General features: G+C 65.6%; 17 protein-coding genes. 12 read left to right on the top strand and 5 right to left on the bottom strand.

Annotated features, from left to right (window positions below; translation table 11 throughout):
• The first annotated feature begins 158 nt into the window (after window positions 1-158).
• Genes B0I32_RS16525 through B0I32_RS16495 form a run of 6 tightly spaced genes read left to right on the top strand, consistent with a single transcriptional unit; the run spans window position 159 to window position 3,713 of the window.
• A complete protein-coding gene (locus B0I32_RS16525) occupies window positions 159-887 on the top strand; it encodes a DUF2786 domain-containing protein (protein WP_181307458.1) in 729 nt (242 codons plus the stop codon).
• Window positions 888-943: 56 nt separating this feature from the next.
• Window positions 944-1,567 (top strand): hypothetical protein, encoded by a 624-nt coding sequence (locus B0I32_RS16515; RefSeq protein WP_146178194.1) that lies wholly within the window; start codon window positions 944-946, stop codon window positions 1,565-1,567.
• Window positions 1,567-1,818 (top strand): hypothetical protein, encoded by a 252-nt coding sequence (locus tag B0I32_RS16510; RefSeq protein ID WP_106239803.1) that lies wholly within the window; start codon window positions 1,567-1,569, stop codon window positions 1,816-1,818. The genes B0I32_RS16515 and B0I32_RS16510 overlap by 1 nt, the downstream gene beginning before the upstream one ends.
• Window positions 1,815-2,429: a hypothetical protein gene (locus B0I32_RS16505; protein ID WP_106239801.1), complete on the top strand. Its 615-nt coding sequence runs from the start codon at window positions 1,815-1,817 to the stop codon at window positions 2,427-2,429. Before B0I32_RS16510 ends, B0I32_RS16505 begins: the two co-directional genes overlap by 4 nt.
• 51 nt (window positions 2,430-2,480) lie before the next feature.
• The gene (locus B0I32_RS16500) at window positions 2,481-2,999 is read left to right on the top strand and encodes a hypothetical protein (RefSeq protein WP_106239799.1); all 519 of its coding nucleotides are present in this window, start codon (window positions 2,481-2,483) and stop codon (window positions 2,997-2,999) included.
• 36 nt (window positions 3,000-3,035) lie between these two features.
• Complete coding sequence (locus B0I32_RS16495) at window positions 3,036-3,713, top strand: hypothetical protein (protein ID WP_106239797.1); 678 nt, start codon at window positions 3,036-3,038, stop codon at window positions 3,711-3,713.
• Between the two features lie 101 nt (window positions 3,714-3,814).
• Here the strand turns inward: B0I32_RS16495 and B0I32_RS56460 are convergent, their stop codons facing one another.
• Window positions 3,815-4,543: a hypothetical protein gene (locus B0I32_RS56460; protein ID WP_146178193.1), complete on the bottom strand. Its 729-nt coding sequence runs from the start codon at window positions 4,541-4,543 to the stop codon at window positions 3,815-3,817.
• Window positions 4,544-4,885: 342 nt separating this feature from the next.
• Between B0I32_RS56460 and B0I32_RS16490 the strand changes: the two genes are divergently transcribed.
• Together B0I32_RS16490 and B0I32_RS16485 are read left to right on the top strand one after the other, a co-directional pair.
• Complete coding sequence (locus B0I32_RS16490; RefSeq protein WP_106239795.1) at window positions 4,886-5,599, top strand: hypothetical protein; 714 nt, start codon at window positions 4,886-4,888, stop codon at window positions 5,597-5,599.
• 20 nt (window positions 5,600-5,619) lie between these two features.
• Window positions 5,620-5,925: a hypothetical protein gene (locus B0I32_RS16485; RefSeq protein WP_146178192.1), complete on the top strand. Its 306-nt coding sequence runs from the start codon at window positions 5,620-5,622 to the stop codon at window positions 5,923-5,925.
• 12 nt (window positions 5,926-5,937) lie between these two features.
• Here the strand turns inward: B0I32_RS16485 and B0I32_RS16480 are convergent, their stop codons facing one another.
• The 4 genes from B0I32_RS16480 to B0I32_RS16465 form a co-directional block, all read right to left on the bottom strand.
• Window positions 5,938-6,288 (bottom strand): hypothetical protein, encoded by a 351-nt coding sequence (locus tag B0I32_RS16480; RefSeq protein ID WP_106239791.1) that lies wholly within the window; start codon window positions 6,286-6,288, stop codon window positions 5,938-5,940.
• A gap of 26 nt (window positions 6,289-6,314) precedes the next feature.
• Window positions 6,315-7,175, bottom strand: coding sequence for a helix-turn-helix transcriptional regulator (locus B0I32_RS16475; RefSeq protein WP_146178191.1), 861 nt, complete (start codon window positions 7,173-7,175; stop codon window positions 6,315-6,317).
• A gap of 150 nt (window positions 7,176-7,325) precedes the next feature.
• A complete protein-coding gene (locus tag B0I32_RS16470) occupies window positions 7,326-7,637 on the bottom strand; it encodes a hypothetical protein (protein ID WP_106239787.1) in 312 nt (103 codons plus the stop codon).
• Window positions 7,638-7,961: 324 nt separating this feature from the next.
• A complete protein-coding gene (locus B0I32_RS16465; protein ID WP_106239785.1) occupies window positions 7,962-8,444 on the bottom strand; it encodes a hypothetical protein in 483 nt (160 codons plus the stop codon).
• Window positions 8,445-8,682: 238 nt separating this feature from the next.
• Between B0I32_RS16465 and B0I32_RS16460 the strand changes: the two genes are divergently transcribed.
• The 4 genes from B0I32_RS16460 to B0I32_RS16445 are packed head-to-tail and all read left to right on the top strand — an operon-like array spanning window position 8,683 to window position 13,230.
• Window positions 8,683-9,096 carry an excisionase family DNA-binding protein gene (locus B0I32_RS16460; RefSeq protein ID WP_106239783.1) on the top strand — a complete coding sequence of 138 codons (414 nt, stop codon included), beginning with the start codon at window positions 8,683-8,685 and terminating at the stop codon, window positions 9,094-9,096.
• A gap of 32 nt (window positions 9,097-9,128) precedes the next feature.
• Complete coding sequence (locus B0I32_RS16455) at window positions 9,129-9,461, top strand: hypothetical protein (RefSeq protein WP_106239781.1); 333 nt, start codon at window positions 9,129-9,131, stop codon at window positions 9,459-9,461.
• Window positions 9,458-11,542 carry an LAGLIDADG family homing endonuclease gene (locus tag B0I32_RS16450; RefSeq protein ID WP_106239779.1) on the top strand — a complete coding sequence of 695 codons (2,085 nt, stop codon included), beginning with the start codon at window positions 9,458-9,460 and terminating at the stop codon, window positions 11,540-11,542. The genes B0I32_RS16455 and B0I32_RS16450 overlap by 4 nt, the downstream gene beginning before the upstream one ends.
• Window positions 11,542-13,230 (top strand): recombination directionality factor, encoded by a 1,689-nt coding sequence (locus tag B0I32_RS16445; protein WP_106239777.1) that lies wholly within the window; start codon window positions 11,542-11,544, stop codon window positions 13,228-13,230. Before B0I32_RS16450 ends, B0I32_RS16445 begins: the two co-directional genes overlap by 1 nt.
• Window positions 13,231-13,240 lie beyond the last annotated feature (10 nt).

The raw sequence follows: 13,240 nt of genomic DNA, 5'->3' as shown, positions 1-13,240 counted from the left end.
CGCGCTCTCAGAGAGTGTTTCAGCACGCCCTAGGGCTCGTTGCGAAAACGGAACGACCATGCCAGAATACGGAAGATCCACAAACCAGCACGCGCGAGCCCACCCAGCTCACGCAAGCAAAATCGCTCGCACCAACCCAAGAAAGGCACGACCAACCGGTGACCACCACCGCAACCGAAAAGACCATCGAGCGCATCCGGCGACTCCTCGCCGTCGCCGAACACCCCAACACCAGCCCCGAAGAAGCCAAAGTCCACCGCGAGCGCGCCATGGCGCTCATGGCCAAGTACAACGTCGAACGCGCCCACCTCGCCGCCGCCGGACAAACCCCCGACGAGCTCGGCACCTCGGTCCTCATCGTTGACGTCAAGACCTACCAGCTCGAACACCTGTACCTCATCGGCTCCATCGTCGACGCCAAGACCTGCCGCGCCGTGCAATGGAAGGTCAACGGCATCACGTACGTCCTGGTCGTCGGACACACGAGCGACCTCGACGCCGTGACCATGCTCTACGCCTCCCTGTCGCTGCAGATGAGCAACGAGGTCAACACCATCCTCCCGGCCGGTAGAGGCCGTGCACCCGCCCGCAAGGCTTTCATGCGAGGGTTCGCCAGCCGCGTCGGCGAGAAGCTGCGCGAAGCCAACCAGCAGGCCGCGGCCGAGGCCGACGCCAGCAACGGCGGCCCGTCAACCGAACTCGTCCTACGCGACCGCGCGACCGCCGTCGAGCAGTACTTCAAGACCAAGGCCCCCAACACCGGCACCGTCAAGGCCCGCCCGGTCAAGGACTACGGCGCGTTCCTCGCTGGACGCGACGCGGGCGACCGCGCCGACGTCGGCGGCCGTGCCCGCCTCGGCGGCGACCGGCGCGCCATCAACGCCTAACCCCCAGCGGCGGGCGCCCACCCAGCGCCCGCCGCTCATCCAACCCGAAGGAAGCCATGAAGAACACGAAAACGACCTGCACCAGATGCAGGACCCCCATCATCAACCGGGCCGCGAACGGCCGCCCTGATGTGTGGGGGCACACCACCGTCACGAACCCCTTCTGCCCCACCCCGTCCCCGCCGTACCTCGTCGAGCAGAACCTGCCCCGCGAGACCCGCACGATCCGCATCAGGGTCGAGGAAGTGGTCACCTACGACTGGGAGATGAAGTTCGAGGTCCACCTGGGCGTCACCCCGGACGCGCTATCCCCCTACCTCTCCGACCACGAGGAGCGGTGGATCGACAGCATGGAAGACAACTACCACAGCGCCAGGATCGGGGAGATCGTCAGCAGCCGTACGTACTTCGCCGACGACGCCGGCTACCTCGCCTGCCTCGCCCAGGCCATCGACGAGCACCCCGAGAAGATCATGAAGTGGCTGACCCTCACCTGCCCGGTGTGCGGCGTCCAGCCCGGCGCGGAGGACACAGAGCACCAGAACGTCGGCTACTTCGTCGCCATTGCTTGCGAGGGTCTGTACGTCGTCAACCCCGGCTGGGTCGGCATGGACGGCAGCCGGTGGGAGGACTGGACCAAGGACGTGACCGTTAACGCAAGCAGAAAGGATGGCAAGTGATGGCGCGCATCGTCGTGAAGATCGAGCCGGTGCAGTTCAAGGGCGAGACCCGGCACCGGGCCGTCTGCCACACCCCCGGCTGCACCCTCGGGGTCGACGGCGGCGTGTGGGCCACCATGCCCTGCGGGATCAAGGCCCCAGCGGAGGAACTGGCCCGCATCCACCGAGCCGACCACCGCAACCCCGACCGGAAACCCGTTTCCACCGCGTCGGCCTCCCGTCTCGACATCGTCCAGGAGGACAGCCAGTGATCAGGTACATGGATCCCGCCCGCGTCGAGCGCTTCGCCATCGAGATCGCTCAGCACCTCGGGGAGGGCTGGGAGAGACAGAAGGTCTACCAGGACCACGGCATCATGGCCCAGGTCCTGGTCAACGGGGACGAGCGGGTCGCTCTGGTGCACAGCACCTACGGTGCCCGCGCCACAGACCGGATCACCTTCATGGGCCTGGGCCTGGACGTGGACCTGGAGAACCCGAAGTGCCTGCACCGGCTCTGCGGCCCGATGACCACCGCGGCGTTGACCCGCCCGGCGAAGACCGTGGCCGCCCAGATCGACCGGAAGTTGCGGCCGGCCTACCGCAGGCTGCTCGACGCGGAGCGGAGCAGGACCGCCGAGCGGGAAGCCGCGCAGGCCGCGCGGCGAGCCGAAGGTGAGCGGCTCGCCGCGCTGCTGCCCGGCGGGGCGCAGTACAGCAACAGGGACCGAGAGCTGATCAACTTCGTCGGCCCCGACGGCAAGGCCGCCAGCATGACGATCATCGCCACCATGCGGGGCGGCTTCCACCACAGCCTGGAATTCGCTCAGGACAAGACGTTCCTGGACGACCTGCTCGACCTGATCCGCAAGCACTGCTCCTGACCGAGGGGGCCCGGCCGCGCGCCGGGCCCCCTCCCTACCCTCGGAGACCTCATGCGTCGCGCCCCCACCCTCACCCCACCCCACCGCACCGTGCCGATGGACTACATCGACGGCGACACCAGCCAAGTCGTCCGCGGCCTCCGGTACGACATGCTCCTCATCTGCCGGGAGCACAACATCCCCCGCAAGCACATCACCCCGTACGTCAGCCGGTGGGGCTACGGCTTCACCATCCAGGGCGCCGACTACGACCCCGACAAACACCGGCACGTCAACCTGTGGACCAAACAGGGATACATGCAGCGGTTCCGCCTCAAAGCCGGAGCCGCCGAGTACCGGACCCTGATGCATTTGCCCGACTACGACCGGCTCTTGGGTGCGGTCGAGCGGGACTACTCGCCGGGCAGCCTCACCGCCGAGCTGACGGCCACACTCGCGCAGGTCCTGCAGCTGTGGGCCGCCGCCAAGAACGACGGCGACAACACCATCGACCTGCGGCAGATCGACGAGATCGTGGCCGCCCGGCTCAACCACTTCGTCAGGGCGTGGCTGTCGCAGGACAACACCTGACGACCAGCAACCACCCCACCCCAGAAAGGAACACCCATGCGCTACGTATACCTCGACACGGAGTCGACGCACCTCGACGCGGAAATCGGCCACCTCTGGGAGGCCGCGCTGATCGTGCGCGACCCCGATTTCCCCGAGGGCGGCGAGGCGGAGTTCTGGTGGCAGGTGAGGCCCGGCCTCACCGCCGCGGACCCCAAGGCGCTGCAGGTCAGCCAGTACTACGAGCGGAGTCAGGTCGCTCACCTTCCCATCGGCCACGGCGTGCTGCTGTCGTGCGGCGCGAACTGGGACGACACCGACGAGGGCACGATCGCAAAGAACATGACGGCGGATGACATCGCGCTGCAGATCGCCCGGCAGCTCGACGGCGCGACCATCGTGGCGAACAACCCTAGGCATGATCGGGACTTCCTTCGCTCGTTCCTGCGTGCCCACGGGCAGGCGTTCACGGCGTCGCACCGCATGGACGACATCCGCAGCATGCTGAAGGGCTACGTGCTCGGCCGCCTGGCCGCCGCTGGCGGCAAGGTGGACGAGGCGTTCACCGGCGAGGCCGCAGAGCATGTCCGCGACTGGCTCGAAACCAGCACCGACGTGCTCCCCTGGGAGGTCGTCGGCGTCACCCAGCCCTGGTACACCAAGCACACCGCGCTCGGCGACGCCCGCTGCGTGCGAGACGTGGCCGATGGCATCACGCACGGAATCCTCAGATGAGCCCCAGCCACGTACATGCTTTTCTACTGGGGCCTGACGGTTACCTGAAGAACGTCGTCGACCCAGCCGTGAGGGCGGTATTCTCGATCGTCGCCACTGTATTAATCTCCTACCTTCTTCCAACCTTTAGCTGTTGGTGTATACATGGGAGCGTTTGCGGCTGAGGCTGTCCGAAATGGCTTCCCTTCATCATCTATCACTGATCGCCCCGCCTTGCCGTCGGCCACCCATGTGAGCTCTGCTTGCCAGTCGACGTCAAACTTCTGGACGTCAGTGATTATGAGGAAAACCTCAGGCTCCGTATTTGAGATCCGAAATGGAAAGTCAATAGCCCTCTCTTGGCCCGGCACTATTTCCTCGGGCTCCATGTATTCAATCCGCGATTGTTCTTCGTCTAGCGAAGCGAAGAAGCTGCGCGTCACTATCGGGCCCGCACCGATGGCATCTATAGCCACACCTGATGGCGGCGGACGCCTCTGTAGAACTCGTACGCGCAAACCGGTCAACACGACCGTTTTAGATTGCGGCGCATCAACCACTACTCGGATGTAGGAGTTGTAAGCATCTACAGCATTGTTTTGCTTAGCCCAGGCTGCTCTTGCCGCATAATCTTCCATATCGATCTTCGGTGGCGGACCCATCGATGCAATTGATCTACCAGGAAGAATATAGGAGGATCGGCGAAGGCGTTCGCGTTCCTGGCTAACAAAATCGATGGTTTTAGTTACGCGGACCGGAGGTCCGTCAAAAATCCTGCTCTTTATGCCGGACGCGACCGTGGAGAGGGCGCCGGTGGTCGCATCTGTGATCGTTATTCCTAGTGCGGCCACCAGGACGCCTACTATCCAAGTTCGTGCAACTTTTGCCCTGCTCTTATTGCCGAGCTTCCTTTGCGGCGATCTAAGACGACGGAGGCGTTTCGCTATTCGATGCTCAGAACTTACTTCGTCGCGCTTTGGTGATCGGTTCATGCCCTGCTCCAGAGGAAGTCCATGTCAATGTACTCATGTGGGGAAAAAAAGAGCAATGGCCCACTCTGTGAAGATCATCAGAACACGCGTCATCGGAGTCGTTCGGTCGCCGTGAGGATCGCATCATCCTAGCGATAATGCTTGCATGATAGAGACTACTCTCGTTGCCCCTCTTTGACGTTGGAAGGACCAGTGTTGCCCTTGACCGACACGAACCCGCTGTGCATCGGCCCTCGCTGCGGACGGGGCGAACCCCGCCAGGCAGCGGACGGGACACTCATCTGCGAGGTCTGCACGACCAGGCTGTGCCGCGACGTGGAGATCACGCCGCAGCTCATGCGGTGGCTGGAGCAGCACAAGACGCCGGGCCAGGGCGGCGGGGATAAGGTGTCCGGATCGCAGGAGGCTGGCACGCCGACGCGGCTCGATGTGCTGTCGATGCTGCACGACGGCGCGACGCCGATCCACGGCGACGATGACGACCAGATCGGCCCGCTGTCGATTCCGTCGACGTTGAAGAACTGGGCGTGGCTGATCGCCGAGCACCGCGGCCTGGTTTACCCGGAGCGGGCCGACGTCGAGGAGCTGTCCGCGTGGCTGCTGCGGCACCTGGACTGGGCGGCCGGCCAGCTGTGGATCGACGAGATGATCGGCGAAGTCGGAGCGTTGCGTCGGTGGGCGCACGGGCTCGCGCCGTGGGCCGTTCACGTGCAGGAACTCGTTGGGCCGTGCCGGTCGTGCGGCAAGCGGGCGCTGGTCCGGACGGCGGGGGAGCGGTACATCGAGTGCGACGCCCGCGAGGTGATCGGCGGGTGCGGCGCGTTGTGGACCGAGGAGGAGTACGAGCAGCACGTGGCCGATCTGGTGGGGCCGTATCGGCGAAAGCCCCGCAAGGTCGGTACGAAAACGAAATGAGATGTGGCAGACTGATGTTCATGAAGAACCCGGGCAGGCTCCCACCGGCGGAGCAGAGAATCGCGGCGGAGAAGGCTCTCATGGAGGCGGCCCGCGAGTACTACGAGGCGATCGAGGAGCCGACCAGGAAGTTCCAGCAGGCCCTGGCCGCCGCTGCGGGGCCGCCCGAAGGCGTCCCCGGCAGCGACAAGAAGAGTCTGGTGACCCGTCGCCGCATGGTCGAGATCACGAAGGCTGCCGACCCGCAGGGGGAGGGGTTCACCCTGTATACGATCTTGAGAGTCGTGTCAGCGCTAACAGCGAAGGACGACGACGGCGACGAGTAGAGCCCCGCGGACCTATCCGGATGCCCCGGCTGCGGCCGGGGCTTCCGGCATTCTCGGGGCAGGCTGCTCGGCCGGGCCGGACAGGTCGGACTCGAACGCGCCCATGATGCTGATGCCGTGCTCCAGGCCCAGCGCGTACGCCTGCTTGGTCTCGCCAATCATTCGATTGAACGCACGCAGCGCTACCAGCAGCAGCGTGCTGATCGTCGCCACGAGCGCGGCGCTGTGGAGCCATAGGAGGGAGACCGGGACGTAGTGCATCGTCGGGTTGAGGACCACCCAGCAGGTGGTGACCCCCGCCGCGATCCAGCCAAGTATCGCGGCGGATGCGGATGTGATCAGGGCACGGGTAGTGCTCGGCATCAGGAACCCCCAGTGATAGTGACGTGCTACAGCCAATGCTTCGTTGCATAGTGGACGAGCTGGGTCCGGGTGGACACGCCCGCGAGCTGCCGCATGCGTGCGATGCGGCGGCCGACCGTCCGCATGGACGATTGGCACACGCGGGCGATCGCCTTGTCGGTCTCGCCGGCCACCACCTGTTGCAGAATCTTGCGGTCTTGCTCGTCAAGGTCCGGCGGAGCGGAGCTGACGTCCGCGTTCCACGGCGTTGCCTTCTCCCACTCCTCCTCGAAGCGGGCGATCTGCCCGTTGATCAAAGACGGCGCCTCGATCAGCAGCATGGGCAGGCTGCCCCGTTCTTCGAGGGGAGTCATCGCGACGGCGTTGTCAACGATCAGGAGCTTCGTGGGCAGCTGGTCGGTGAAGCGGATCTGCGCGCCCCCCCAGCGCAACGTGTTCCGCAGGCCCTCCATGACGAGCGGATCTTCCATGACCTCTCGCTCGTACACCACCCGCCTGCGGCAGTCGAGCGTGGTGGACGGGATCACGCTGCGCTCGGGCCGGAGCGGCTCGGCAAGCCGGAAGAACGGTCCGGTGACAAGCTGCATCCAGTCCTGCCGGACGGTGCGCTGCAGGGCGTCGAAGACCTGGGTGACTTCTTCCCGGCTGGTCAGCTTGGACACCGGTTCTGCGGCGTCCTGGTAGTGGCCGCTGACCTGGTATCGGGTGTCCAGGTCGTGCACGAGGGCCTTCAGCCGGTCCAGGGTGTGGGTGGCCTCGGAGACGGCTGGGCTGAGTGCGTGGCGAGGGCGTCGGGCTCGGGCTGGCTGGCCGATCACGAACCCTCGGCCGCGCAGCCACTCCAGGGTCTGCTCTGGGTCGTCGACGACGCCGCGCAGGTCCTCCACGGGCGTGGGCCCGTGGTCGATCAGGTACTCGTACAGACGCAGCTCATCGCTGTCGTCACCGCGTAATGGCACTTGAGGTCCTCAGACGGGTCGGTATGGGAGGGGGCGCTTATGGGACCGCCTCTGCTGGTCAGGCCGGTCGCCGGCCTGCTACATGCCGCCCGTGGTGGCGTTGGTCGACTCGGTCGGCCCGGAGGAGTCGGGGTTCGTGGTGGAGGTCGGCGCCGGGACGACGGTCACGGTGACGGACTTCGTGGTGGTGGTTTCAGTGATCAACTTGCTGCCGTCGGGGTTGGTGACCGTCTCGGTGGCCGTGGTTTCGGTGGTGGTGGTGCCAGTGGTGGCGGTGGTGGCGGTGGTGGCCGGCGCGGTGTCGTCGGCGTTCGCGGCGGTGGCTCCGGCGAGGAGCAGCGTCAGGGCGAGGGCGGCGGCGGGGAGACGCAGGCGACGTGCGAAGGACATGTGAGGTTCACTCCGAAATGTTGCGGTGGGATAACGGCTTGAACCGTTCCAACGACGGAGGGCCGTTTCGGCCCCTACGGACACGGCGGAACGGGTAACAACAAAAGAATGTTGTAAACCTTCACGTCCGATTCGTCCAGTGAAAACCATGACCGAAATGTGTCATGGCCAATGTCGGCCACTGCGACACCGCGAGAGGCCATGGTGCGCAAATCCCTAGGTGAGAGCCATGGACGCGCACCACGCCGCTTTGGTTGACAAGGAAACTTATCTAATTCCCTACGGTTTAGGTGTCCGCAATATAACGGCACCTGGCGTCCCAAATCAGGGGCGCTCTTGACGCATGATGTCGATCTGCTTGGTGTGCAGGTCCAGCAGCGCGTCTACCTGCTGCATTAGCACCTCGATCATCTCGGCCTTGGTCTCCTCGCTGAAGGGCAGGCCCTCGATCTGGGCAATCGCGGCTTCGATCCGCTCGGCGGCCCGCGCGCCCGCAGGCGAGCTGCGCCGATCGAGCTCCCCGCGCAGCAGCTCGCTGGCTCGGTCGCGGCCGGCGGCCGCGACTTCCTCGGGGGTGGCGCCGACGACGAGGGCCATCAGGACGTACTCGCGGTCGGGTATGGGGCGCTTGCCTTGCTCGTAGGAGGACCAGGTGCGGTCGCTGAAGGGTTGAGAGGTATACGTGCGGAGCATCTCGGCGCAGCGGGAGATGCTTAGAGGACTTTCGAGCCCTCGATCGGTGCGTCGTCGCTGGATGAGGGCGACGTCTTCCGGCAGGGGGGCTTCCTGGGGCGCGGTCGATGGCATAGCGATGAGGCTCCTTCTGTTTCTGCACTGATCTTCAGTTTGTGCGTCACGGCGTCACCGTACCAGCTCGGTGCGCGAATGTATCGGCGTTTCGCGAAATATCCGTCACTCTCAGTAACTTCTCGAATCTTCGCGCAACTTCGCGAAGCAAGCTTGAATTTCGCGAATAACCGAGTAGGGTCGCTTTGTCAGCAAATGTTGATCTTCAACGAAGATCGCGAACGCACGGGAGGTGCCCATGACCAGCGCAACAACGGCAGAGACGCCGGAGCAGATCGTCGGCGACCTCATCGACGCCGTGGTACCGACCGACCAGCACATGCTTGAGGTCCGGCATGTCGCCAAGGTGCTCGGCGTAACGGACCGCGCAGTCCTCTACCTCCTGCAAGACCGCAAGCTCGGCTTCATCCGCACGGGCAAGCGCGGCTACCGCATCCCCCGCGTGATCCTGACGGAGTACATGATGCGGAACTTCGTCGCCCGTGAACTCACGGAAGCCGAACAGCGGCTCGCCGCCACCCGCAAGGCCCTGCAGATGGCGGAGAGGCAACTGGCCAAACTCAACGCCCGCATCGAGGAGGCGGAGTTGGCCCTGCGCGATGAAGAGTCACCCCCCAAGGGACGGTCCACCCAAACCGTCCTCGTCCCCTAACCAACCCACGGACTCCACGGAGACCCACGACCATGACAGTAAACGCAAGCACTCTTGCTAGCGACAAAGAGCAGGCCCCTGACCTGCCGTTCCGGCGCGGGTACGCCCTCATCGCCCTGCACGCCGCGGAGCACATCACCTGCCCGGCCTACGGCGCCCTCCGGCGGATGCTGATCGACTTCCTCCTGGACGACGGTCACTCCCACGAGGACGCCAGCCGGCACGCCGACACCCTCATCGAGATCGCCGCCGGTGTGCGCGTCAGCATCGAGGCGGGCGAGCCCCGCAAGACCCCGTGGCCCGGCGGCCAGCACGCGGCCGAGTACGCCGAGGCCATGTTCAAGCTGCAGGAGGGCCGCAAGTGAGCCGACTCGCCGTCTCCGCCGCGGACGAACTGGCCGACGAGAGCGCCAGCGACTGGGAGGACGCCGCCGAGGAGGTGTTCCCCGAGCTGTACCCCTGCCCCGGCGAAGAGTGCAAGAAGACGGGCAAGCTGCAGAGGGTCAACAAGAACGGCCGGATGCGCAAGCACAAGACGGACAAGCGCGACGTGCTGCCGTGCACCGGCTCCGGCGCGCCGATCCTGACCGCCCGCATCCCGCGCCGCTCCAAGTCCGGCTTCTACAAGGACCCCGCGACCGGCGTGCTACTGCGGTCGGTGACGACGATCCTCAACCAGGGGTCCGCGCACGAGGCGCTGGTCTACTGGGCAGCCAAGGTCACGGCCGAAACCGCGATGGACAACGTGATCGACATGCTCGCCGCCTCCCGCACCGAGGAAGGCCGGGAGCAGTTCATCCGATGGCTCAAGCAGGAGCCCAACCGGCGCAAGGACGAGCGGGCCGATGTCGGGAAGGCGGTCCACAAGCTGGTCGAGTGCAGGATCCTGGGCGAGCCCGCGCCGGTGCGGCTACTGGCCAACGAGGAGCTGCGGCCGTACATCTTCCACTTCAACCGGTGGGTCACCGAATGGGAGATCGACTTCGAGGCGTCGGAGATGGTGGTGGCCAACTACGACGAGCCGTACGGCGGGACGCTCGACTACCTGTTCCGGTCGGTGCCGCTCGCGCGGAAGCTCGGCGTCCCTGAGGACACCATCTTCCCGGGTGACACCAAGGGCCTCGCGCTGGACACACCGCTGCCCACCCCAACCGGGTGGACGACGATGAAGGACGTCCAGGTTGGAGACACGTTGTTCGACTCGGACGGGCGGCCATGCACCGTCACCGAGGTCTCCGAAGTCCACTACCGGGACTGCTACCGCGTTACCTTCGACGACGGCAGTTCGGTCATCTGTGACGACGAGCACTTGTGGTGGACGGAGAGCGGTCACCCGCAGTGGAAGAAGTTCGGCGTCCACTCCACGGTGGAGGTCGCCGCGACGCTCAAGGCGTACGGCAAGACTCACCATCGGGTGCCTGTGGCCGAGCCGCTGAACATTCCCCAGGCCGCGCTCCGTATCGAGCCGTACGTCCTGGGCTGCTGGCTCGGCGACGGGAAGCACACCAGCGGTGAGATTTCCAGCCAAGACCAGGAGATCTTCGACAACATCGAAGCCTGCGGCTACACCGTAGGGCCGCAGCAGAAGCTGTCCCGCCCTGGCGGATGTCCTGTCCGGACCGTTCTTGGCCTGGTCCTTGATCTGCGAGTGCTCGACCTGTTCGGCAACAAGCACATCCCCGCCACCTACCTGCGTTCCAGCAAGGAACAGCGTCTCGCGTTGCTGCAGGGCCTCATGGACACCGATGGCACGTGGAACAAGCGGAGGAAGTGCGCCCAAATCGTCAGCGCCTCCAAGGAGTTTGCGTCTTCGATTCGGGAACTCCTGCTGTCCCTCGGACAACGGGTCGTGATGTTCGAGATGAACCACACCGGCTTCAAGGCAGGCAAGCACTACCTGGTCACGTTCACACCGCGCGGAATCAACCCGTTCCGGCTCACCCGCAAGGCGGAACTGGTCAATGTGCCCAGCACCACCCGAGCCTCACGCCGAATGATCGTCAGCGTCGAGCAGACACTGACCGTGCCCACGAAGTGCATCGCCGTGAACTCGCCAAACCGCACCTACCTCTGCGGCAAGGAAATGATCCCGACGCACAACACCGGCGGCACCCTCAACGGGACCACGTACGACGGCTCCGTTCACGGCGTCTACGCGGAGGCCGGCCTGCAGATGGCCGCGTACCGCATGGCCCCGTGGGGGTGGGAGCGCGACGGGACGCGCATCAAGCTGCCGCCCCGCCACGACGTGGGCGTGATCTTGCACTTGAGGCCGGAGGGCTACAACCTCTATCCGGCCCGCTGCGGCGACGACATGTACGAGATCTTCCAGACCATCCGCAAGGTGGCCGAGTTCAACACCGGCCTGGCCAAGAACGTGATCGGCGAGCCGCTGACCCTGGCCGACGACGACCCCACCGACGAGATCAAGGAGGAGGCAGCCTGATGGGCGGCCGCATCATCGACCGGCAGCACCGGCTCCGCACGATTGGTCGCATCCGCCTCGGCACGTTCGAAGGCAGGCCGAAGGCGTCGGAGTTCTTCATCCCCACCTCCGAGTTCGAGCACTTCATCCGGCAGCTCGCCGACATCTACGGCGGCACGGTCGAGCAGTGGAAGCCGCAGGGCGACGGCGGCATGCAGTGGCGGCTCATGAACGAGGAACTGACGTCCCTCGACGCGATCATCCCGCCTCACCGTGACCCCCTTGACCAGGCGTACGAGAAGTGGAGCCGGGGCGGCAGGCAAGCCCGCTGCAACGGCGAAACCGTCGAGAACCTGGGACGGCCCTGCGTCTGCAAGGCGCAGTGGGGGCCGCGGTTCTGGGAGAACGCACCGTCGCAGCAGGCGTGCAAGCTGCACTCCCGCCTCAACATCTGGATTCCCGAGATTCAGGACATCGGGGTGTGGCTGTTGGAGACCAAGGGCGCGAACGCAGGAGCGGAGCTGCCCGGCTTCGTCGACATGCTTCAGGCGATGTTCGGGAACAGGGTCGCCGTGCCGGTCAGCCTGTGGCTTGTCCCGGGCAAGACCAGGGAGAAGGGCAAGCTCAAGCTCTACACCAAGGTCGAGATCGCGTTGCGTGGCATGACCTCCATGGGGGCCGCAGCACGCATCATGGCCGCCGCGCCCGAGCATGCCGAGCTCGGCGCCGGGCCTTCGGAGGATCGGCTGGCGATCGAGGCTGGCCAGCCCGGACAGATCGACTACATCGCGGCGATCCGTGCCGCGCGGACCCGCGAGACCGTGACCGAGCTGTGGCGGCAGGCCAAGATCAACCGCGAGGTCTGGATGACCAGGGGCAAGGAGATCGAGGCGGAGGCGGCCAAGCGCGCCAAGGAGATCGACCGGTTGGCCGAGCTGTGGAAGGAGATCGTCACCGCCTGGGAAGGCGGCGACATCGACGCCCTGCACCGCACCTTTGCGGACTTCTCCCGAGGCCGCCGCATTGAGGACGCCACGGCCGCCGAGCTGGAAGCGTTCCTCAAGCACATCCAGCCCGAGCCGCCCACGGATGAGACGCCCACGGTGCAGCCGCCCGCCGGCCGCAGCGCGGACGACGTTCCGGTGCCGCCGGACGACGAGATCGTGGACGGCGATGTGGTCGAGGACGACGACGACTCGGGCAAGCAGCCGGTGGCGAAGGAACGCCTTACCCGCATGAACATCATGATCGGGGAGCGCGGCATCGCCTCCGCCACCGGCAAGGGCAGCACCGCGGCGAATCGGGCCGCCAAGGCGGCGTGGCTGACCGAGACGGTGAAGCGGCCGGTCGAATCGACGGCGGACCTCACCGAAAGCGAAGCCGACCAGGTCATGAAGCGGCTCAAGAGCATGCCGATCGTCAACCCGACCAAGCCCAAGCAGGCCACCGCCCAGCAGGAGCAGGACCCGGCCAAGCTGCGCACCCACCTGCTGAACCTGTTCGGCCAGCTCAGCATCACCGACCGGGAGGACGTGCTGAGGGACATCAGCATCATCACCGGCGAGAACGTCGACACCACAGCGCCGCCCACCCTGCAGCAGATGCAGGACGCGATCGACGTGCTCGAAGCGGCCAGCGGCGACGTCGCCACCTACGACGCGATGATCACGCAGATTCAGCAGGCCCGCGCCGAGCAGGCCACCAACTGACTTTCGGCCG

Origin of the sequence: Nonomuraea fuscirosea, assembly GCF_003001935.1 — a bacterium.
GTDB classification, from domain to species: Bacteria; Actinomycetota; Actinomycetes; order Streptosporangiales; family Streptosporangiaceae; genus Nonomuraea; species Nonomuraea fuscirosea.
This window is presented reverse-complemented; position numbering and strand designations above follow the sequence as displayed.